The organism is Vreelandella neptunia (assembly GCF_022489065.1).
GTDB classification, from domain to species: domain Bacteria; phylum Pseudomonadota; class Gammaproteobacteria; order Pseudomonadales; family Halomonadaceae; genus Vreelandella; species Vreelandella neptunia_A.
Window position 1 is genome coordinate 25,362 of the sequence record NZ_JAKVTW010000007.1, and the last position, 20,712, is coordinate 46,073.

A 20,712-nucleotide genomic window follows, 5' to 3' on the forward strand; every position below is an offset into this window, starting at 1 on the left:
GTTACTTAATCAATTACTTAGTAATTGCTGGAGAATACTAAATCTCATCTTATGCACCAAATAGATGCAGCAAACCGCCCTTTAAGCCCCCCATTGATGCACCAATTAGATTCACTGCACCAACTAGGCACTTAGCTTAGTCATATACAATTTAGAAACCCAATACTTACTCATCAGTTACATCATTAGGCATAAAAAAAGGAGCCTTGGCATGACCAAGGCTCCTTACTTTTTTACTTTCGAAAAGCGCTGTTAGTTGGCCACGTTAGGGGCGGCTTTCTTGCGACGCTTCTTGAACAGCGGCAGGGTCAACGACAGCAGAGCGACGACCAGCAGGCCAAGAGCAATCGGCTTGTCGATAAAGGTCATCCAGTCGCCACCGGAGATCTGCAGCGCACGGCGCATGGACTCTTCCATGATATTGCCCAAAATCAGCGCTAAAATCAGCGGCGCCGCCGGGAAGCCAAACAGGCGCATGCCCAGGCCCACAAGTCCAAAGCCAAGCAGTAGCAGCAGATCGAATACGCTGAAGCTCATGCCGTAAACGCCGATCATGCAGAAGATCAGTATCAGCGACAGCAACAATGGGCGGGGCATATCGAGAATTTTGGCGATATAGGGAATCAGCGGCAGGTTAAGTGCCAGCAGGAAGATGTTGCCGATATACATACTGGCAACCACGCCCCAAAACACGTCCGGACGCTCTACAAGCATCATCGGGCCCGGATTAACGCCCATGACCAGCAATGCACCTAACAGGACAGCAGTAGTGCCCGAGCCCGGCACACCTAGGGTCAACAGCGGCACAAAGGAGCCCGTACAGGCAGCGTTGTTGGCGGCTTCCGGCGCGGCCACGCCTTTGATATTGCCGGTTCCAAAGGTGTCGCCATCTTTGGCAATGCGTTTTTCCATGCTGTACCCAAGGAACGAACCGATGGTCGCGCCCGCGCCGGGCAGTACGCCGGTGAAAAAGCCCAACACCGAACTACGACCAATCGGGCCAGCGATCTCTTTCACTTCGCTGCGGGTCAATTTCAGCGAGCCGATCTCATTACGAGGCGCCTCTTTGCCACCGCCGCCCCGCAGCAGCATGTAAAAGACCTCGGCAAGGGCGAAAATACCCAGGGCGACGACCAGGAAGTCGATGCCATCAAGCAACTGCACTGAACCGAAGGTAAAGCGCTCAGTACCGGTCTGCATATCGATACCGATAATGGAAATAATCACCCCCACCACGGCGGCAATTAGCCCTTTAACCAGTGACTTATCCGACAGCGAGACAACAGCGGTCAAGCCCAGCACCATTAAGGCAAAGTACTCAGAAGGGCCAAAGCTCACGGCCACTTTTGACAGCAGCGGGGCGATCAGCATTAAGAAAATAACGGAAATGGTGCCACCAATAAAGGAGGCGTAGGCAGCAATCGCCAGCGCTTTACCCGCCTGTCCTTTTTTAGCCATCGGGTAGCCATCAAAGGAGGTCGCCACAGTGCCCGCCACGCCGGGGGCGTTGAGCAGAATCGACGAGGTGGAGCCACCAAAGATGGCGCCGTAGTAAACCCCAGCCATCAGGATCAAGCCCGATGAAGGCTCCATGGCAAAGGTGATAGGAATCATCAAGGCAAGCGCACTGATAGGCCCCAGGCCCGGCAGCATGCCGATTATGGTGCCAGCAAATACACCGGCAAATACATAGGCAATATTGATTGGCTCAAGCGCGATGCCAAAGCCATACATTAGATTATTGAAGGCATCCATGGGAGTTGCTCTCTTAAAACCGGCTAGAAGATCTGATAAGGGCTGCTAACGGCCAACTGGGTGTGATTAGAACGGCAACACGCCAGTGGGTAGGTAGACATCCATCACCCGCGTCATGGTCAAGTAGAGCGCCAGCACTACCCCCAGCGACGTGGCAAGGTTGACCCCATGGCGGCGATAGCCGTAATAGGCCGTCAGGCCAACGCAGAGCAGCGTAGAGGCGAGAACAAAGCCCAGCGGCACCAGCAAAAACGCATAGGCGACAATCGCCAGTGATGTCACTACAACACGCGCCCAGGGCGTTAATAGCAGAGGCCCTTGCTGCGCCTCATCGTCTATCTCATCGGCACCGGCAATCGGGGTGGGTTTCTCAAAGAACAGAAACACTGACAGGATCAAGAGCGAGAAGCCCAATACTTTAGGAAACAGGTCAGAGTCGACCGGACGCGGCAACGGAAAGGTGGGGATTTGCCACGCCATTGCGAGATAGCCAGCGGCCAATACCGCAAATACCAGCGCTAGCCACTGATTGGTATTTAAACGAGTCATAGGATTCTCTCCGAAGGAGCCAACACGCCTCCCGCGGTTAACGCATAGGGTTAACGACGGAAGCCCCCAGCCACGCTTGGGCGGCTGGGGCGAAAGGCGTGGAGTTACTGACGCAGTAGGCCAAGCTCGCTCAGCACATCGCTGAACTGCTCTTGCTGCTGATCTAGGAAGGCGCTGAACTCTTCGCTGTTCTGGTAGGCGTCGATCCAGCCCAGCTGATCGCTCGCTTCACGCCATGCATCGGTCTCAAGCATTGCGGAGAACAGGTCTTCGTAGTAGGCCACTGCTTCTTCCGGCATATCGGGAGCGCCCATCACGCCACGCCAGATATCGAAGGTGTAGTCGAAGCCCTGCTCTTGGTAGGTGGGCACTTCTCTCAAACCGCCACCCAAACGCTCTTCAGAAGAGACGCCTAGCGCACGCAGCTGGCTGCCTTCACCCAGTTGGCCAACGGCTTCACCCGCACCACCGACCACGGCTTCGATGTGGCCGCCCATCAGGTTAGTCATGGCGTCGCCACCACCCGAGAACGGGATGTAGTTGACTGCCGAAGCGTCCATGCCCGCTGCAGAGGCTAAACCGGCGATAGCAATATGATCCATGGAGCCCGGTGCACTGCCGCCACCCACGCTTAAGCTGGGGTCTGCTTTCAGCGCATCGAGTAGATCTTCAAGGTTCTGATACTCAGAGTCCGCCGCCACCAGAATGATCGAGTAGTCGGTATTGATCCGCGCGACCGGGGTAAAATCGGTGTGGTCATAGCGTGATGCGCCAGCCAGTGGCACCAAAATCATCGGTGGGCTGGTGGCAAATAGCTTATGCGGGTTGCCGTTATCACGGGCGACTTGGGCCCAGGCTACCGCACCGCCGCCGCCGGGCACGTTGATCGCAGCGAAGCTTTCGTCAGCCAGCTCTTCTTGCTGAATCACCCGCGACATGGTGCGAACCAAGGTATCCCAACCGCCGCCGGGGTTAGCCGGGGCAACGAATTCGATTGAGCGTTCGGGCGTCCACTCTTGAGCCTGTACGGCGGTAGTCATGCCTGCAAAGGCGGCTAGGGGTAGCGCGAATACTGATAAGCGCTTGAGGGTAAGCGACGTCATGATGGCGTTCTCCACGTGTCAGTGTTGTTGTGTGGGTGTTGTCTTATTTTATATCTATATTGTGTAACGGCACGCCGCGAACGTTAGAAGACCGCCACCCTGACCGACAAGCTTGTGCGCATAAAAGACAAAAAGTTCTTTATGGCCATTTTGTTCATTTTGTTCACACCTGGCCGTTCACAGCGACTCAAGCCACTCGTGGGCTGCCTCCAACAGCCGATAGCGGCGCTCGGGTCGCCCCACGTCGCCATACCCCAGTTCAGCACTGACGGCCTGCTCGGCGACCAGAAACTCTAAATATCGCCGTGCTGTGGAGCGGCTAGCCCCCATAATGCGCGCCATCTGCATGGCGGTGAGGGAATCGGGAGCGTCCGCAAAGGCGTCAATCACCCGTCGCAGCGTGAGGCGATCAATGCCCTTTGGCAGGGATTGAGACAAGCTTTGGTGTTTGCCACGTGAAGGCTCCCCAGGCTTCAAACGCGCCAGCACGTGATCCAGCTCGTCCTGGTTCATTTCCGCACGGTTGGCCAACGCCTCCCGCTCGCGTCGAAAGCGGGTCAGCATTTGGGTCATCCGTGCCGCCTCAATGGGCTTGATGAGATAGTCAAACACGCCACCACGCAGCGCCTCACTGATGGTTTCCACTTCCCGGGCGGCAGTAACCATGACGATATCCACATGCACATAGTCGCGGCGGATCGCCCACAGCAGTTCTAGGCCTTCAACGTCAGGAAGGTAGGCATCCAATAAAATCAATTGGATGCTGGTAGCGTGCTCCGCCATGATCGCCTTGGCTTCGCCGCCATTGCGCGCCATGCCCACCACATAAAAGCCGTCACTCTGCTCAATAAAGGCCCTGTGGATATCCGCAATGCGAAAATCGTCTTCAACAACCAAAATGCCATGACGCCCATCAGACATTGCCTCCCCCCTCGCCATTGTGGTCACTGTTATTGGAATTGTTTTTGAGATCGTTTTTGAGATTGCTTTTAAGAGTGCTTTTGAGATCGTCGTTGAGGCTTTTTTGGCATAGCGAGCGGTCGAGCACTGCAATAAAACATGCGCCCCCCAGCTCGCTCTCCTCCAGCGTCACAGCACCGCCGTGCTGGCGGCAGAGCCTGGCCACCAGCGCCAGACCAATCCCCTGGTGCTTGCCCGTTTTGGTCGAAAACCCCTCCTGGAAAATCGACTCGGCGAGTTCGGTGGGCACACCTGGCCCGTTGTCCTCCACTTCAATCAACAACTGCTCGCCTAAATCGGTAAAAAACAGGCGTACTTTGGGCGCTTTACTCGGCCCATTCAGCGCGGCGTGGCAGGCATTGTCCAGCAAGTTACCCACCACACTCATCATCACCTCCTGGCCGGTAGGCGTTAGTGGGCAGGAGAGCGAGCTTTGCTCATCAATCTCCATCGCCACGCCCAGCTCCCGCGCGCGGGTTAGTTTACCCAGTAGCGTGCCGCTAAGCACGGCATCGGCCACGTGGCGCATTAAAAAGCTCATTTGCGCCTGGGCGCGTTCAGTTTCCTGATGGATCAGCGCCAGGGCTTCCTCAATGCGCTGTAATTGCAGTAGCCCGGAGATGGTGTAGAGCTTATTGGAAAACTCGTGGGCCTGGGCACGCAGCATATCCACATCGCGGCTGGCCTGGGTCAAGGCGTGGGATAGATCGACGATCTCGCGCCGACTACGGAAGGTGGCCACCGCCCCCTCAATCTCACCCTCGTGTAGTATCGGCACGCGGTTGACCACCACCGGGTGATCGCCCAGCCACATCTCCTGGTCGAACTCCTGTTCGCCGCGCCGAAGTACCTCGAGAAGCCGCGAATTAGGCACGATCTCACGGATGGGCTGCCCTAACAGTACATGCTCATCGTCCAAGTTGAGAAAGCGCCGCGCCTGCTGATTCACCAAAGTGATGTGCCCTTCACGATTAACCGCCAGAATCCCTTCGTGAATCGACTGCAAAATGGCCTCTTTCTCCATCGCCAGCCGGGCAATCTCATAGGGCTCCAGACCTAAAATGACCTTTTTAAGGTGCTGCGACAGCCAGTAGGCGCCAGCAAAGCCTAGCGTAATCATCAGTGCGACCAGCGCCCACCCGAAGCTGTTATAGCGCGCCACGTCCATCGCCACGCGATCCATCATAAAGCCGACGGACACCAGGCCAATGATATTGCCCTCTTCATCCCAAATAGGCGCTTTGCCGCGCATAGCAGTGCCCAGAGAACCGGTCGCCTCGGAGACATAGAACTGGCCATGAATCAGCGCTTGGTCATTATCACCCCCTACCATGGGCTGCCCTATCCGCTCCGGCACGGGGTGGGAGTAGCGGATACTTTGGGCGTTACCAACCACGACATAGCGGGCGCCGGTTTCATGGCGTACTCGCTCTGCCAGCGGCTGAATAATGAAGGAGGGGTCGGGGATCGCAAAGGCATTGATAATTTGCGGCATTGACGCCACCGTTTTGGCTACCGCTAGCGCGCGTTCCCCCATCTGCTGGCTAATAATTTCCGCCTTGCGATGATTGAGATAGGTGCCCTGTGCCAGTAGCATGCCTGCCAGCAGTAGCCCCACTAACAGCATTACCTGCAGGCGAAAACTGCGTTTATACCAACTGCGCCTTGCGCGGGTTCGGCGCCAGCGCTGCAGGTCGGCCAATGTTCGGGGGCGAGAAACGCTCATAAGTAGACTCGAAATGCGTGACCGCACCATTATGGCACGCGCCAGCAAACGGCGATAATCGCCGTCACCCCAGAGTCATCGTTCGCTGATATAATGGGCCAATGCCGAAACCAAGGAGGGATGTAGTGGCGATCGTTCGATGGATGCTCTTGCTGGCCTGCTGGCCTCTATGGTTAACCGTGGCTTATGCCAACCCGTTTTACGCTCCACCGCCTCCCCAGGATGATGCTCCCGTTTTCAGTGGCGATGCCGAGCTTGGTTTTACCCACCTTTCGGGCAATACCAATAGTCAAACACTGATTGGCAAAACGCTGCTGACCTGGTTAACCGGTAAGTTTACCTACTCACTCCGCGGTGAAGTGCGCACAGTGAGTAAAGATAACGAAACCAGCGCCGAGCAGTACTTGGTATCGGGGCGCGAACGTTATGAACTGGATGGCCCACACTATCTATTTGGCTTTGCCCGCTGGGAGAAGGATCGCTTTGCCGGTTACGACCAGCAGTTGTCTGCGATTGGGGGTTATGGGCGTCAGATTCTGGAGAACGACACCCACACCCTGTCGTTAGAAGCGGGGCCCGGCTATCGACACGACCGGCTACGCGAGTACGACGATGAGCGCTTAATGGTGACCTACACGGCTTTGGACTATCGCTGGGGATTTTCCGACTACGCCGATATTCAGCAGGAGATGTCGATAGAGTATACCAACCAGAACACCACTTCCCGCTCGCTAACGGCGCTTACCGCCAGGCTTAATGCCAGGCTTTCGCTGCGCTTATCACATGAAATTAAGCACAACTCCCAGCCGCCTGACGACACCAGCGAGCGCACTGACAGCACCACCAGCGCATCGCTGCTTTATCGCTGGTAAGTCCTGCTCTGGGTGCTCTGGGTCTAGCGATTCTGACCGCGGTGCGCCCAGCCGGTCATGCGTTTCTCTAACTGTGCAAATAACTCATACATCACCATGGCCATGGCGCTGATCACCAGCAGCCCGGCAAATACCAGCCCCATGCGCATTTGCGAACCGGCACTCATCATCAGGTAACCAATGCCCTGGTTAGAGGCAACGGTTTCCGACACGACCGTGCCTACAAACGCCAGGGTAATGGCGACTTTCAGCGAGGCAAAGAAGTAGGGCAGCGAGCGCGGCAGTCCCACTTTGAGCAACACATCCATACGCCGCGCTCCCAGCACCCGCAGCACGTCCTCCATCTCGGGCTCTAGCGTGGCTAAACCGGTCGCCACGTTGACCACAATCGGGAAGAAGCAGATCAAAAAGGCGGTGAGAATCGCCGGCACCGAGCCAATGCCAAACCAGACAACCAGAATCGGCACAAAGGCGACCTTGGGAATAGCATTAAAACCCACCAGCAGCGGGTAGCAGGCGTTATATAGAAAGCGCGACGAGCCAATAATAAAGCCCAACACCAGTCCTACGGCAACGCCCAGGCCAAAGCCAATTAGCGTTGTCCAGAACGTTTGCCAGGAGTGCATGGCGATAGGCCCGGAATAGGTCACCAGTGCTTGGGCGGTCTCCAGGGCGCTGGGGAAGATAAAGCTAGGCACATCAAAAGCCCGCACTGTGACTTCCCAAATGATGACCAGTGCCACCATCGCGATCCACGGCGCTAATCGTTCAATTAGCCGATTATTTTTTGTCATGAGCGCGCCTTTTATCAAGTACTGTCATTAAGTACGGCCATTAAGTACTGCGTACTTCGCCAATCTGAGCACGCAGTTCCTGCACCAGATCAATAAAGGGTTTTTCATAGGTGGTTTCCAGCGCACGAGGGCGCGGCATTTCAATGGATCGCCGTTCAATCACCCGGCCGGGGCGGCGGCTCATGATATAGACCGTATCGGCCAGAAACGCCGCCTCACGCAGGTCGTGGGTCACCAACACGACCGTAAAGCGCTGTGCTTCCCACAGGTCGCGCAGCACGCACCACAGCTCTTCCCGGGTAAAGGCATCCAGCGCCCCGAAAGGCTCATCCAGCATCAGCAGGCGCGGCTGGTGAATCAACGCCCGGCAGATTGACGCCCGCTGCTGCATACCCCCGGAAAGTTGCCAGGGGTACTGGTCTTCGTAGCCTTCAAGCCCGACGGTCTTGAGCAGCTTGCGCGCCCAGCCAACAAACTCTTCGCGCCGTTTACGAAACTGATGCCGGTAAGGTTTGACGATTTCCAGCGGCAGCAAGACGTTATCCAGGGTGGTGCGCCAGGGCAGCAGGTTGGCGTTTTGAAACGCCATGCCGGAGATCTTCAGTGGCCCCGTGACCGCTTCCCCATCCACCTGAACGGTCCCGGTGGTAGGTGCATGCAACCCGGTACACAGCTTCATAAAGGTCGATTTACCGCACCCGGAAGGCCCCACGAAGGCAACAAACTCGCCTTCGTGGATACTCAGGTTGATATCTTCAATGGCGTTGCCAGATGCATCGTAGGCAAGGCTCACGTCATCAAAGCTGACGAACGCTGCCGACATGCTTATTCGCCCTCTATCGAAAACAGCATGCGCTCTTCCTGGGATGGTAAGTAGTTTGAATTAAACACCTGGTCTGGCGACGGCACAGAGGGCAAATTATAGGCATCGGCAACCAGTTGAATGGCCTCCTGCAGACGCGCTTCATCAATGCCACCTACGCCATGATCGCGGGCATCGGGGGTGTCCACCACGCTATCTAGGGCCAGCTTCAAACGCCGGGTTTCCATTTCCACATCGATTAAACCATCGCGGTTTTTAACATACTCAATAGCGGCTTCAGGGTCGGCAATGGTCTCGCCCAGGGCCTTATTGAAGGCGCGCAGAAAGCCCTGCACGGCTTCAGGGTTAGCTTCGGCAAAGGATTCACTGGCGATAATCGCGTTACCGTATAGCGGCACGCCGTAATCAGGGAACGGCATAATGGTGAGTTCGTCTTCACTCATACCGCGCTCCTCAAGATTGAGCAGGCTGGTGAAGTAGAAACCGGTAATAGCATCCACATCACCCCGGGTTAGCAGGGTTTCGCGCAGGGTTGGGTCGACGTTTTGCCACTCCACCGCATCGGCCGCTAAATCATTGGCAGCAGCAAACACGCCCCAGGCGCGGTAACCAGTATCAAAGGCGGGAGCGGCAATGGTTTTACCGGCCAAATCAGCGGGGCTCTCGATACCACTCTCTTTGCTTGCAAACACTGCAGCAGGCGTGCCGTCGTAAACGATATAAACGCCCTGAATGCCAGGGCCATCGGGGTTCTCCGCAAGGAATTCGACCAGCGCGTTAAGGTCGCCAAAGCCCATCTCGTAGGCACCAGACGCGACACGGTTGATCGCACCCGCCGAGCCACTGCCGGAATCGATTTGAACATCCAGCCCCTCGTCGGCGAAGTAGCCCTTTTCGGCAGCCATTAGAAACGGCGCTGAAGGGCCTTCAAAACGCCAGTCCAACTGAAAACGTATCTGAGTGTCACCGGCATGGCTGAAGGAAGGCATTAAAACCAGCGCAGCTGCACCACCCACCAATAAACGCATTGGCGAACGGTATAAAGAAGAAGCGGTAAGCGCAGAGTTGAGAAGCGTAAAAACGGGCGACATAGCGGCACACCTTGTATACAAAATATGCTTAAGCGTTAGCAGCAATACTGCCAAATTTCGTATTTCTCATGATTATCAGTTAATTACAAAATCACTTTGACAAAGAATGCCTCGTCAACGCGCCAATAGTGTGCATTTGCACTCTTAGAACGCACCAAGATAAAACATATTAGACGTTGGTCTATATTGGCGGTATACTATGTTCAGTTTCCTGTCCTCGCGCCATTCATTGAATGGCGCTTTTTTTTACCTGCTATTTTTTTATCTGCTGTTACGTCAATCAAGCGGCGTTAAACCACCTAACGACACGCTTTGTTAGGCTCTTTTTACACCTCCCCCTGCTCCTCCATAAGGTACTCAACATGTCTCAACCTGGCCCCAACGCTGAGGGCGACCAGCGGTTTTCACTTGGCGACCCTATTGTGCTTATCTTGAGCATCGGCTTTATCGTCGCTTTTCTGGCACTGTCGTTTTATGACGTAGCCCTGGTGGCGGATAGCATAAGCGCAGGCTTTGCATGGACCGCGTTAGTGTTAGGTAGCTACTTCCAGCTGCTACTTCTGATGACGTTCTTTATTGCCATCGGTTTAGCGATGACACCGGCTGCAAAAGCCAAAATTGGCAATTTAGATGCACCAGAAATGAGCACGTTTAAATGGCTCTCGATCATTCTGTGTACGCTACTGGCGGGCGGCGGGGTATTTTTTGCCGCCGGGGAGCCGGTTTATCACTTTGTGGTGACACCTCCCGCCTTTGATAGCGAAGCGGGCACCGCTGAAGCTGTTTCTGGCGCTTTGGGGCAATCCTTTATGCATTGGGGCTTTATGGCCTGGGCTGTATTGGGCTCGCTAACGGCAGTCGTTCTTGCACATGCGCACTACGTAAAAGGCCAACCGCTGCAGCCACGCACCCTGCTCTACCCGATACTGGGTGAACGTTTAATGCGTGGGCCTTTGGGCGGCTTAGTCGATGCTTGCTGTGTTATTGCGTTGGTTGCAGGCACCGTCGGCCCGATAGGCTTTCTGGCTACTCAGGTTAGTTTTGGTCTTCATGAGCTGTTTGGACTGCCGGAAGGCTATACCGGCCAACTGATTATTCTAGGCGTGCTGGCCAGCATTTATGTGCTCTCCTCTATGAGCGGTGTTCACAAAGGTATTCAGATACTAAGTCGTTTTAACGTGCTGCTGGCGCTGGCTATCGGTGCGGTGATTATGGTCTTTGGCCCCACGCTGTTTTTAGTTAATAGCTACGTTTCCGGCATGGGGGCTTACATCAGCGAATTCTTTACCATGGCGACCATGACCGCTGAAACAGCCCCGGCGTGGTGGATGCAGTGGTGGACAGTATTCTTCTTTGCTTGGTTTATTGGCTACGCCCCGGTAATGGCGATTTTTGTGGCGCGTATTTCTCGTGGTCGCAGCATCCGTGAAATGATTGTTGCGGTGGCTATTCTTGCCCCTATCGCCACTACCGTTTGGTTTACCCTGCTGGGCGGTTCGGGCATTTACTATCAGCTCAATGGCGTGATTGATTTAACCGAAGCACTCAATAACTTCCAGTTTGATGTGGCTACCTTGACCGTTGCCCAGGCGCTGCCCGGCGGCACTTGGATGGCGCTGGCCATTTTACTGCTGACAACGATTTTTGTTGCCACCACCGGCGACTCAATGAGCTATGCGATCGCAGTGGTTGGCGCGGGGCATGACAATCCAAACCCGGTAATGCGGGCCTTCTGGGGCATCGCCATGGCGCTAATGGCGGCGGTACTGCTGTATATGGGTGCGGGTCAGATTGGAGCGTTGCAGCAGTTTATCGTTATCACCGCGATTCCGGTGTCGTTGATTCTGTTGCCATCATTGTGGAATGGCCCTCAGGCCGCCTACGCCATGGCACGGGAACAGGGCATTATTGAATAGGTAAGCTGCTCTACGCTTCCCTAATCCTGATTTATAGACTTTCCAGCAGGCGCAGAATCATCTGCGGCTGCTGGTTGGCTTGGGCCAACATAGCGATACCTGCTTGCTGAAGGATCTGTGCGCGAATAAGGTTGGAGACTTCCTTAGCGTAATCGGCATCCTGAATGCGCGACTGGGCGGCGGAAGTATTAACGATGCTGTTGTTCAGGCCATCAATAACGCTCTCGAAGCGATTCTGCACGGCTCCCATATAGCTGCGCTGGCGATCTAACCGCTTAATTGCCTCATCGACCCTATCGATTGGTTTTTCCGACCCACTGCCATCGTCCAGTACGCTTAAGCCTTCCAGCCCCAACCCCTGTAAGTTCATACCTTCAAAACGCACCGCGATGGTATCGCCCGCGTTCGCGCCGACCTGGATATTTAATGATCTGGTCTCGTTCAACAACCCAATACCGTTGAAATTACTCTGCCCGGCAACGCGGTCAATCTCTTCCATGCGCTGACCAATCTCGGCTTGGATAGAAGCAAGGTCATTAGAAGAGTTGGTGCCATTCGCCGCTTGCACGCTCAGTTCGCGAATGCGCTGCAAGTTATCGTTAATCTGGTTGAGAGAGCCTTCCGCCGTTTGCACCATAGAGATGCCATCATTGGTGTTGCGGATCGCCTGAGTCATGCCTTTGATTTGTGCCGTCATGCGGTTGGCAATTGCCTGCCCCGCCGGGTCATCTTTTGCGCTATTGATACGCAGCCCAGATGAGAGGCGCTGCATTGCGGTCTGCATGGATTGCTGACTGCCGCGCAGATTATTCTGCACGATAAGCGACATCACATTGGTGTTTAGGCTGAGCAACGCGCGCCTCCGGGGAAGATAGCTGCCTGTCTTCGGACAGCTATAGCATTACTATCGGCGCGTGAGTGACAATCATGAGGTTTTCTTGTCATTTAAAGTGCGGCCACTGCTGGCGAGTACTTCATCTACGGGCATTCGTACATAATCATAGTGATAATAGCCCTCGTCCACCACCTCCCCATCCCACGCCACCATGTCGAGATCCATCGTTCGAGGACCCGATTTAATCACTCCCCGCACCCGACCTAAGCGGTTTTCAACTTCTTTGAGATAGGCGCGAAACGCCTCACGCTCTAGGGGCGTGCTTACCAACATAGCGGCATTCAAGAAGTCAGGCTGCTGCTGGTACCCGACAGGCGCGGTTCGAATCGCTTCTGAACGCGCCAGCAGGTCACATTCATGGCTAATAATCCTCAGCGCCTGACCGAAATAGTGGTCTGGATCGATATTACTCCCCAGTGAGATTAAACACTCGTGGAGCGCGGCTGCCTGTTCGTTGGTGAGAGGTATTGGTGGCATAGCGACATCCTGTTTGAAGTGACGTCTTCTAAAACTGCCCTGTTTTTAAAACCGCTTTGTTGCAGGGCCCTTCCATCAATACCTTTAAGCTAGTGCTTCGTGCAAGCTCTGTATAAGTTATTGACAAACGCTGCACTCACGCAGAGAGTCAACCTATACCAATAAAACAACAGGGAACGCTTTATGCACCAACAAGCTGCTTTGGTAACCGGCGGTGCTACCCGCTTGGGGAGGTACTTTTCTGAGGCGCTGGCCGATGCAGGTTATGACATCGCTCTGCATGTCAACAGATCCCGCGTAGAGGCCGAGGAGGTCGCCCGAGGCATTCGTGCCAAAGGCCGTGAGTGTGAGATTTTCCATTGCGATTTTTTAAGCGAGAACGTAGACACAGAGCTAAGTGATTTAATTCATGCATTAAAAAATCGCTTTCCTGGTCTTAATGTGCTGCTAAATAGCGCTTCTGCGTATACATCAGCGCCAATCGCGGCCACAGATCTTGCCATGCTTGAGAGCCAGTTCAGGGTCAATATGTTCACCCCACTGCTGCTCACGCGCCACTTTGCAGAAGCGGTTGATGAAGGCCAGGTGATCAATATCATCGATAACAAAGTGGCCTATCACCAATTCCCTTATGCAGCGTACCTGCTTTCAAAAATGAGCTTGGCGGAGATGACGCGCATGGCGGCGTTGGAGTTCGCCCCGCGCATTCGCATTAACGGTATTGCGCCCGGCGTGGTGCTGCCTGCTTCCCAGCGCACCAGCGACTATGTGGAGTGGCGAATTGAAGGAATTCCGCTTAAACGACAGGGTGAGCCTGCACATCTTGTACAAGCCTTGCACTACTTATTGAATAACCCCTTTGTGGCGGGTCAGATTCTGTTTGTCGATGGCGGTGAATCCATCAACCTGGAAGGTCGGCACTCAGAAAACTATGGTCATTAAATAAAACCACCCCTTTAAAACGCAACGGGGCCGCCCGAAGGTGGCCCCGTTAACACGTTAAGATGACGATAATTTAGGTTTCATCGACGTCATCATGGTCGGGCTTGTGATGATCTTCGTCCGCAGTGTGCTGTACCCCTTGCTGGGTATCATGCTTAACAGCGGGTGATGCATCAGGCTCCACTTCCACTTTCTTCTCTTTGGCGGTCGATTCCAGTACCCGCACATTGGCAGGCGGTGTCTTGCCATTTTTGGTCTCACCAAAGTAGAGCGTGGTGTGCGGGAAGGGAATTTCAATACCCGCTTCATCAAAGCGCAGCTTCACCAAGCGATTATAAGCGCGGCCAACACCCCACTGGTCGCCCGGTGTGGTTTTGATCACTACACGAATGTTCACGGAGCTATCCGCCAGGGCCACCACACCGGCTACGGTTAGGTCTGCCAGCAGCTTATGACCGTGCTCTTCGCTGGCTTTAAGATCTTCAAAGGCCAGTTGGAGCTGCTCGATGGCTTCGTCGATGCTCTCGTTGTAGCCAATACCGTATTCACCCACGTGATTGCCGTACTCACGCATGTAGTTAGACACGGTATCGACGCTTGAGAACGGCACAATGTGGTAGGTGCCCGACAGGTCACGAATACCTACTGAACGGATGCTTAACCGTTCGGCGGTACCCGTTACGCCGCCGACCGTGACTACATCACCGGTGTTCATGGCATTTTCAACCTGGATAAACACCCCTGTGATGACGTCTTGCACCAGCTTCTGTGCACCAAAACCAATCGCCAGACCCAGCACACCAGCACCGGCAATTAGCGGGCCGATATTGATGCCAATTTCCGACAGCACGATCATGCCGGTAATGGTCACCATGGCGATCGCCAGGGCGTTGCGGAACAGGCTAAGCAGCGTTTTGGCCCGTGCCGTTGGCTCCCCATGGCCGGTTTCCGGATTGAGCTTGTGCTCGATCAAACTCGCCAAGCCCAACCAGGCAGCAATGGCCACAATCAAGATCACCGCAACGCTGGTAAGGTTACCTACCAGATTGCCCCCCCGCTCTGAGGCGTACCAAGCGGCTAGATCAAAGGCGCCCCAGGCATTCAGCACCACCATTATGACCACGACCAGAATGATTGTGCGCAGCACGCGTAGCGCATTGGGCACGTAGCTATTCAGGCGCTTTTCAAGCAGTGGCAGTTTGCGGCGCAGGTCGTCCGACAGCGTGATACGGCGACCAATGGTCTGGCTAAGAAATGAGGAGACCAATAGCCCCACAACGATGGCGGCCAGTGACTTCAAGGTCGCAAACATCACAAACGGCAGCGCATCGCCGGGGCGTGTCAACGTCAGTACAAACACAATCAAGAAGTACAGCAGTGCAAACAAATGCCAGGTGCGGGCAAATAGCTGTAGTGAAACGCGGCTGGCGGTGAGCGTTGATTTTGCCGCCATCTCATTCACGTTATCGCGTAGGCGTGTGCGGTTCTTGAGCACCACTACCACGGCGTAGATAAATGCCAGCACCATAATCAGCGTACCGACGGCTTGGCCCAGCGACGCGGCCACGTAGAAATTGACCAGCGGTACCACCACCATCAGGCCATAACCTACCATGCCGATCAGCCGCGCTAGCCAGCGGTTCCAATAGGACGCCTCTTGAGCCGAAATAGGCAGCAGCCGCAGCCCTTCGTAGCGCGAAGAGAACAGCATCCGCACCCCGGCTTTGAGCAATTCGATAATCAAAAACGCATTTAAGAACAGAGAAGCGCGGGTAGAGAGTTCTCCGGCTTCACCAATGGCGAAGGTGGCCAATAAATTGCCGCCAACGTAAGCAACAGCGATCAGCAACACATCGATGACTGCCGCTATCGCCACGCAGGCAATCAAACGTAATACGGGCGTTAAATTACTACCGTTCAGCGACCAGCCACTTATTTTAGTAAATAGCGGCTTCGCTAAACGACGGAAGATCATAAACATCGCAAACGTGGCGACAATCACAATGCCCAGATTGATCGCCGCGCTGGTAAACGCGGTCATATCAAAGACACTGTCTGCCTCCTCACCCGAGAAAAGCCCACCTACAATGCTAACCACTTGTTCAAACTGACCACCCACATCGCTAACTACACGACTGGTGAGTTCAGCTAACTGGCGCGGCAGCGAGACATCTTCCGGCGCTATCTCGCTGCCCTGGGCGGCAGCTTCTGGCGAAAGCTCGTTGGCTATACCGTCGGGCAGCGCTGAGGCTTGACTGCGCAACATCTCAATCAGCTCTTGTCGCGACTGCTCATCTTCTAAGAGATTGGCCAATGCCTCGTACGACGTTGGCGCAGCTTCCTCGGATGAGGCGGTGCCATCGGCGCTGGCCGGCTCGCTTGGCGTGCTCTGCGCCATTGCTGGCGTGGCCACAATGGCAATCATTGCCAAAAGCCAGACACCTAGCCAGGGTAATAAACGAAGTGGCTTCACACCTAAACCTCCTTTTGGGTGAGTGTTCTTTTTAATCTAACGGCTGCCTGATGATAAGCAAGCTTGCACATAACCGCTGTAACACTAAGGGCAAACGATTTTGCTAACACTAACCATCTTGCTAACACTAACAGTACAGCTTGTTAAAAAGTTGTACAGGGTAACATGACTTGATTAATAAGGCGTTTCACTGACACAGAGGTACTAGCCACTGTTGTGCCAGCAGCAGTACCACTGCGTAGCGGGTACCCTTAGCGACTAAAATCCACGCCAGCGCCCGCCACCAGGGCAGTCGAAATATGCCGGCCAATACGGTCAGCGGGTCACCAATAATCGGCGCCCAAGAGATCAACAGGCTCAGCTCGCCAAAGCGGTGATACCAGCCTTCTGCGCGGGCTAAACTGCGCGGCGAAGCAGGAAACCAGCGGCGGCTTTGAAACTGGCGAGCATAGCGGCCCAGACTAACGTTGATCATGCTGCCCAGGGTATTGCCCGCCGTGGCGAAAAACCACAGCGCTAACGGCGGCTCGCCAACACACCACAGCCGGGCCAGCCACACTTCAGACCCACCGGGTAGCAGCGTGGCGCTTACCAGGGCAATAAAAAACAGGCTTACCATAGCGTCAGTAGCGCCCTCTAGCGCGGCACCTGGCCACCCAGCTGTTGGGTGATTTCATCGGCCGTTTGGCGAACCAGGGCACCCAGGGTGAGTAAGCGGGCCTCGGGGATACGCGCCACTGGGCCTGACACGGAGATCGCCGCCAGCGGCGTGCCGTGCTCATCAAACACGCAGGCGGCGACGCAGTGCAGGCCAATGGCATGCTCTTCGCGGTCGCAGGCAAAGCCTTGCGTTCGAATTTGCGCTGTTTCCACTTGCAGCGTATCGGGTTGGTAGAGCGTATTAGCGGTCACTCGTGCAAGCTCTTGGCCATCCAGCAATTGCTCGCGTTCGTCGTCAGGGATCCACGCCAGCAGCGCCTTACCGACACCGGAGGCATGTAGCGGCGCCCGGGAGCCTAGGCGAGTGATCATACGCATCATCTGGGGCGATTCATGCTGGGCTAGAAACACCGCCGTGGCCCCATCACGTATGCCTAGGTTGGCCGTTTCGCCGGTTTCGGCGGTTAAGCGGCGTAGAAACGGCCGACTGGTGGCGACTACATCGCGCGCCTCAAGGAAGCTATTGCCGATCCGAAAGGTTTTAACATCGATTCGCCACAGCCCCTGCTCGTTCTCCTGAGTGACAAACCCCTGACTTTGCAGAGCCTGCAACAGCCGGTGGGTAGTGGATGGCGCCAACTCGGCCATCTCAGCCACTTCTGAAAGGGCTAATCCGAGGGGACTGGCAGCGAGATACTCCAGCAGCGTTAAGCCACGTACCAACGACTGGCTATGCCCTCCGCTGGCTTTGGCGGTACTCGCCGGACGGCCGACCGTCCTGCGCTTGGCTTCACTCACCTAGCTTTCTCCTAAAGACGCTCCTAAAAAGGCGCTCCCATCGACTAAAAGCGCCTTTGCTGAAGGCGTCTTTCCTGAAAACACAAAGGGCGTCAGGATAACGTGACCACATGGCCGTTGTCGCGTTTACGGAAACGAATTCCATTCATTCAGCAATGGCCACTCAGCAACGACAACTCAGCGATGCCGCCACTGCGGTGGCCGCTTGGCGATAAAGGCATCAATCCCTTCGCCCACATCCTCGGCCAGCATATTGCAGGCCATGGTTTCTCCAGCGAAGGCGTAGGCTTCATCTAATGGCATCGCGAGCTGCCGGGCAAACATGGCTTTCCCCGTGCGCACCGCCACAGCACTTTTAGCGCAGATACTGGCGGTCAGTGCATCCGTTGCCTCATCCAGTGCATCGTCCTCTGCCACGCGATTAATCAACCCCCACTCCGCGGCTTGATCGGCGCTGATAAAATCCCCCGTCAGCAGCATTTCCATGGCTCGTTTACGGGCAACGTTCCGCGATAGCGCCACCGCTGGGGTGGAACAAAACAGCCCAACGTTGATACCAGAAACCGCAAAACGGGCGCTGCGCGCCGCCACCGCCAGATCACAGCTCGCCACCAGTTGGCAGCCTGCGGCAGTAGCGATGCCCTGCACTTTGGCAATGACCGGCACGGAGAGATTCACAATGGCCTGCATCACCTCGCCACAGCGGGCAAACAGCGCTTGATAGTAGGCTTTATCGGGGTTGGCGCGCATCTGTTTCAGATCATGCCCGGCGCAGAAAGCTTTGCCTTTGGCGGCAAGTACCACACAGCGCACGCTGCTATCGTCGGCAATCTCAGTGAAGGCATCGTGTAGTGCTTGCAGCATGGCTTCCGAGAGCGCGTTAAAGCGCTCTGGCGAGCTCATCGTCAGCGTTACAACGCCTTGATGGTCAAGACGCTGCAGGATGGGGGCAGGTGAATCAGAGATGATGGACATGGTGAACTCCTGGTGTGAGTAACACATTGCCCATCAGTCTAGCGCACACGCTTTTTTATCAGGCTTTTTTCATTAAGCGGGTATCACGGCCTAACGGGTGCGGCTCGCCGCGCTGTTTGGCGAGATCGATTTGACGCTGGCGCTCACGGGCCGCCGCGCGGGTCTTCTCCGGCAGCGAGTCGATGCAGTGGGGGCAGCTAATGCCCGGCTCAAAAGCGGGCGACTTCATATCCTCGGCGGAGATCGGCATGCGGCAGGCGTGGCACTGCTCGAACTCACCCTTGCTCAAGTCGTGGCGAACCGTGACCCGATTATCGAACACAAAACACTCGCCGCGCCATAGCGACTGCTCTTCCGGGACTTTTTCCAGATAGTTCAGCACGCCGCCTTTCAGGTGGTAGACCTCTTCAAAGCCCTCTTTAAGCATAAAGCTGGAGGCTTTTTCACAACGGATGCCACCGGTGCAGAACATGGCGACTTTCTTGTGTTTTTCCGGGTCGTAGTGCTCGCGCACGTACTCGGGAAATTCGCGAAAGGTGGTGGTTTTAGGATCTATCGCCCGCTCAAAGCTGCCAATCGCCACCTCGTAATCGTTACGGGTATCAATCACCAGCACTTCTGGGTCGGCAATAATGTCGTTCCAGTTTTCCGGCTCGACGTAAGTGCCCACGGTGTCGTTGGGGTCGATGTCAGGCACGCCAAGGGTGACGATCTCTTTTTTGAGTTTGACCTTGGTGCGGTAGAACGGCGTTTCGTCGCAATAGGACTCTTTATGGTCAATATCGGCCAAGCGCGGATCAGCGGTCAGCCAGGTAAGTAGGCCGTCAACCCCTTCGCGGCTACCCGCTACCGTGCCGTTGATACCCTCTTTTGCGAGCAGCAGGGTACCCTTCACGCCGTTATCAAGCATGGTTTGGTGAAGAGGCTCACGCAGCGCTTCGAAGTCATTCAGGGTGACAAATTTATACAGCGCCGCGACCACAATGGGCGGATTTTGAATGGTGTCTGACATGTAAAGCTCCAGGTAGTCATCCTCGTAAAGGACGGACCGGGTTATAAAGACGCGCATATTCTAGCGCAACCTGACGCTGAAAACGTCGATTTATTCGACACAACCTTACTGAAAGCTTCACTCCACGCCGCCGCTGTGAGGCGTATATTGTCACTATTCCCTCACGCAACCTGCGGAGCACACCATGATTATTCGTCGTTCAAACGAGCGGGGCTACGCTGACCACGGCTGGTTACGTTCATTTCATACCTTTTCATTTGCCAACTATGTTGACCGCAACCATATGGGGTTTCGTGCCCTGCGTGTGATCAATGAAGACCGCGTAACCGGCGGCCATGGCTTTGGCGCTCACTCTCACCGCGATATGGAAATTATCTCCTACGTACTTGAAGGTGAGATGGAGCACAAAGACAACATGGGCAACGGCGAGGTGATGCGTCCAGGCGACGTGCAGCGCATGTCGGCAGGTACCGGCGTCCTGCATAGCGAGTTCAACCACTCCAAGGAGAACGGGCTGCACTTTCTGCAAATTTGGATTGAACCCAAGCAGCTCGGCATTAAACCCAGCTATGAGCAGAAGGCCTTTCCTATCGCCGAGCGTCAGGGCCAGTGGCGCCTGGTGGCGTCTCAAGAGGGTCGCGAAGGGTCAGTCAGCGTCAATCAGGACGTGAACCTTTACGCTGGCTTATTTAGCGAAGGCGACCAGGCCGACGTTCCAACCTCCCGCCATGCGTGGCTGCATGTAGTGAACGGAGAAATGGAGGTGAACGGCGAAACGCTAAGCGCAGGCGATGCTGCGGCGTTTACGCCGGATGAGTCGATTAGCCTCACTGGCAAGCAAGCGGGCGAAGTGCTGCTGTTTGATTTGGCTTGATCAGCTTGATCAACTGA

The 20,712-nt window shown here is 55.3% G+C and carries 19 protein-coding genes; 4 read left to right on the forward strand and 15 right to left on the reverse strand.

The window, feature by feature from the left end; genetic code table 11:
- Positions 1–252 precede the first annotated feature (252 nt).
- From MLE19_RS11145 to MLE19_RS11165, 5 genes are all read right to left on the reverse strand, one after another.
- Positions 253–1,755, reverse strand: a complete 1,503-nt coding sequence (locus MLE19_RS11145) for a tripartite tricarboxylate transporter permease (RefSeq protein ID WP_240718257.1) — start codon at positions 1,753–1,755, stop codon at positions 253–255.
- A gap of 66 nt (positions 1,756–1,821) precedes the next feature.
- Positions 1,822–2,304: a tripartite tricarboxylate transporter TctB family protein gene (locus tag MLE19_RS11150; protein WP_240718258.1), complete on the reverse strand. Its 483-nt coding sequence runs from the start codon at positions 2,302–2,304 to the stop codon at positions 1,822–1,824.
- Positions 2,305–2,408: 104 nt separating this feature from the next.
- Entirely contained in the window at positions 2,409–3,407 is a 999-nt protein-coding gene (locus MLE19_RS11155; RefSeq protein ID WP_240718259.1) for a Bug family tripartite tricarboxylate transporter substrate binding protein, read from the reverse strand.
- 177 nt (positions 3,408–3,584) lie between these two features.
- Complete coding sequence (locus tag MLE19_RS11160) at positions 3,585–4,328, reverse strand: response regulator (protein ID WP_240718260.1); 744 nt, start codon at positions 4,326–4,328, stop codon at positions 3,585–3,587.
- Entirely contained in the window at positions 4,321–6,093 is a 1,773-nt protein-coding gene (locus MLE19_RS11165; protein WP_240718261.1) for an ATP-binding protein, read from the reverse strand. The genes MLE19_RS11160 and MLE19_RS11165 overlap by 8 nt, the downstream gene beginning before the upstream one ends.
- Before the next feature lie 143 nt (positions 6,094–6,236).
- Here MLE19_RS11165 and MLE19_RS11170 point away from each other — a divergent pair, with 143 nt between their 5' ends.
- Complete coding sequence (locus tag MLE19_RS11170; RefSeq protein WP_425356811.1) at positions 6,237–6,965, forward strand: DUF481 domain-containing protein; 729 nt, start codon at positions 6,237–6,239, stop codon at positions 6,963–6,965.
- A gap of 23 nt (positions 6,966–6,988) precedes the next feature.
- On the opposite strand, the gene MLE19_RS11175 is transcribed toward MLE19_RS11170, so the two are convergent.
- From MLE19_RS11175 to MLE19_RS11185, 3 genes are read right to left on the reverse strand one after another with little or no spacing between them, the layout of a single operon-like run.
- Positions 6,989–7,759, reverse strand: coding sequence for an ABC transporter permease (locus MLE19_RS11175; RefSeq protein ID WP_240718263.1), 771 nt, complete (start codon positions 7,757–7,759; stop codon positions 6,989–6,991).
- A gap of 40 nt (positions 7,760–7,799) precedes the next feature.
- Entirely contained in the window at positions 7,800–8,582 is a 783-nt protein-coding gene (locus MLE19_RS11180) for an ABC transporter ATP-binding protein (RefSeq protein WP_240718264.1), read from the reverse strand.
- Between the two features lie 2 nt (positions 8,583–8,584).
- Complete coding sequence (locus MLE19_RS11185) at positions 8,585–9,673, reverse strand: ABC transporter substrate-binding protein (protein WP_240718265.1); 1,089 nt, start codon at positions 9,671–9,673, stop codon at positions 8,585–8,587.
- 362 nt (positions 9,674–10,035) lie between these two features.
- On the opposite strand from MLE19_RS11185, the gene MLE19_RS11190 reads away from it, so the two are divergent.
- Positions 10,036–11,589 (forward strand): BCCT family transporter, encoded by a 1,554-nt coding sequence (locus tag MLE19_RS11190; RefSeq protein ID WP_240718266.1) that lies wholly within the window; start codon positions 10,036–10,038, stop codon positions 11,587–11,589.
- A 31-nt stretch (positions 11,590–11,620) separates the two neighbouring features.
- Here the strand turns inward: MLE19_RS11190 and MLE19_RS11195 are convergent, their stop codons facing one another.
- Together MLE19_RS11195 and folK are read right to left on the reverse strand one after the other, a co-directional pair.
- Positions 11,621–12,442, reverse strand: a complete 822-nt coding sequence (locus tag MLE19_RS11195; protein WP_276322423.1) for a flagellin — start codon at positions 12,440–12,442, stop codon at positions 11,621–11,623.
- Positions 12,443–12,514: 72 nt separating this feature from the next.
- Positions 12,515–12,961: a 2-amino-4-hydroxy-6-hydroxymethyldihydropteridine diphosphokinase gene (folK, locus tag MLE19_RS11200; RefSeq protein ID WP_240718267.1), complete on the reverse strand. Its 447-nt coding sequence runs from the start codon at positions 12,959–12,961 to the stop codon at positions 12,515–12,517.
- 183 nt (positions 12,962–13,144) lie between these two features.
- Between folK and MLE19_RS11205 the strand changes: the two genes are divergently transcribed.
- The gene (locus MLE19_RS11205) at positions 13,145–13,903 is read left to right on the forward strand and encodes an SDR family NAD(P)-dependent oxidoreductase (protein WP_240718268.1); all 759 of its coding nucleotides are present in this window, start codon (positions 13,145–13,147) and stop codon (positions 13,901–13,903) included.
- Between the two features lie 73 nt (positions 13,904–13,976).
- Here MLE19_RS11205 and ybiO read toward each other — a convergent pair whose 3' ends face one another.
- The 5 genes from ybiO to MLE19_RS11230 all read right to left on the reverse strand — a co-directional run bounded on the left by ybiO (position 13,977) and on the right by MLE19_RS11230 (position 19,821).
- A complete protein-coding gene (gene ybiO, locus MLE19_RS11210; protein WP_240718269.1) occupies positions 13,977–16,376 on the reverse strand; it encodes a mechanosensitive channel protein in 2,400 nt (799 codons plus the stop codon).
- A gap of 187 nt (positions 16,377–16,563) precedes the next feature.
- The gene (locus tag MLE19_RS11215) at positions 16,564–16,995 is read right to left on the reverse strand and encodes a YqaA family protein (RefSeq protein ID WP_240718270.1); all 432 of its coding nucleotides are present in this window, start codon (positions 16,993–16,995) and stop codon (positions 16,564–16,566) included.
- A 17-nt stretch (positions 16,996–17,012) separates the two neighbouring features.
- Positions 17,013–17,834 (reverse strand): IclR family transcriptional regulator domain-containing protein, encoded by an 822-nt coding sequence (locus MLE19_RS11220; RefSeq protein WP_240718271.1) that lies wholly within the window; start codon positions 17,832–17,834, stop codon positions 17,013–17,015.
- A 177-nt stretch (positions 17,835–18,011) separates the two neighbouring features.
- Entirely contained in the window at positions 18,012–18,809 is a 798-nt protein-coding gene (locus MLE19_RS11225; RefSeq protein WP_240718272.1) for an enoyl-CoA hydratase, read from the reverse strand.
- A gap of 58 nt (positions 18,810–18,867) precedes the next feature.
- The gene (locus MLE19_RS11230) at positions 18,868–19,821 is read right to left on the reverse strand and encodes a rhodanese-related sulfurtransferase (protein ID WP_240718273.1); all 954 of its coding nucleotides are present in this window, start codon (positions 19,819–19,821) and stop codon (positions 18,868–18,870) included.
- A 184-nt stretch (positions 19,822–20,005) separates the two neighbouring features.
- Here MLE19_RS11230 and MLE19_RS11235 point away from each other — a divergent pair, with 184 nt between their 5' ends.
- Complete coding sequence (locus MLE19_RS11235) at positions 20,006–20,695, forward strand: pirin family protein (protein ID WP_240718274.1); 690 nt, start codon at positions 20,006–20,008, stop codon at positions 20,693–20,695.
- Positions 20,696–20,712 lie beyond the last annotated feature (17 nt).

Bases quoted from the DNA above. Each gene is read 5' to 3' on its own strand.
- MLE19_RS11145 (WP_240718257.1), bottom strand. From the start codon at position 1,755: ATGGATGCCTTCAATAATCTAATGTATGGCTTTGGCATCGCGCTTGAG.
- MLE19_RS11150 (WP_240718258.1), bottom strand. From the start codon at position 2,304: ATGACTCGTTTAAATACCAATCAGTGGCTAGCGCTGGTATTTGCGGTA.
- MLE19_RS11155 (WP_240718259.1), bottom strand. From the start codon at position 3,407: ATGACGTCGCTTACCCTCAAGCGCTTATCAGTATTCGCGCTACCCCTA.
- MLE19_RS11160 (WP_240718260.1), bottom strand. From the start codon at position 4,328: ATGTCTGATGGGCGTCATGGCATTTTGGTTGTTGAAGACGATTTTCGC.
- MLE19_RS11165 (WP_240718261.1), bottom strand. From the start codon at position 6,093: ATGAGCGTTTCTCGCCCCCGAACATTGGCCGACCTGCAGCGCTGGCGC.
- MLE19_RS11170 (WP_425356811.1), top strand. From the start codon at position 6,237: ATGCTCTTGCTGGCCTGCTGGCCTCTATGGTTAACCGTGGCTTATGCC.
- MLE19_RS11175 (WP_240718263.1), bottom strand. From the start codon at position 7,759: ATGACAAAAAATAATCGGCTAATTGAACGATTAGCGCCGTGGATCGCG.
- MLE19_RS11180 (WP_240718264.1), bottom strand. From the start codon at position 8,582: ATGTCGGCAGCGTTCGTCAGCTTTGATGACGTGAGCCTTGCCTACGAT.
- MLE19_RS11185 (WP_240718265.1), bottom strand. From the start codon at position 9,673: ATGTCGCCCGTTTTTACGCTTCTCAACTCTGCGCTTACCGCTTCTTCT.
- MLE19_RS11190 (WP_240718266.1), top strand. From the start codon at position 10,036: ATGTCTCAACCTGGCCCCAACGCTGAGGGCGACCAGCGGTTTTCACTT.
- folK (WP_240718267.1), bottom strand. From the start codon at position 12,961: ATGCCACCAATACCTCTCACCAACGAACAGGCAGCCGCGCTCCACGAG.
- MLE19_RS11205 (WP_240718268.1), top strand. From the start codon at position 13,145: ATGCACCAACAAGCTGCTTTGGTAACCGGCGGTGCTACCCGCTTGGGG.
- MLE19_RS11215 (WP_240718270.1), bottom strand. From the start codon at position 16,995: ATGGTAAGCCTGTTTTTTATTGCCCTGGTAAGCGCCACGCTGCTACCC.
- MLE19_RS11225 (WP_240718272.1), bottom strand. From the start codon at position 18,809: ATGTCCATCATCTCTGATTCACCTGCCCCCATCCTGCAGCGTCTTGAC.
- MLE19_RS11230 (WP_240718273.1), bottom strand. From the start codon at position 19,821: ATGTCAGACACCATTCAAAATCCGCCCATTGTGGTCGCGGCGCTGTAT.
- MLE19_RS11235 (WP_240718274.1), top strand. From the start codon at position 20,006: ATGATTATTCGTCGTTCAAACGAGCGGGGCTACGCTGACCACGGCTGG.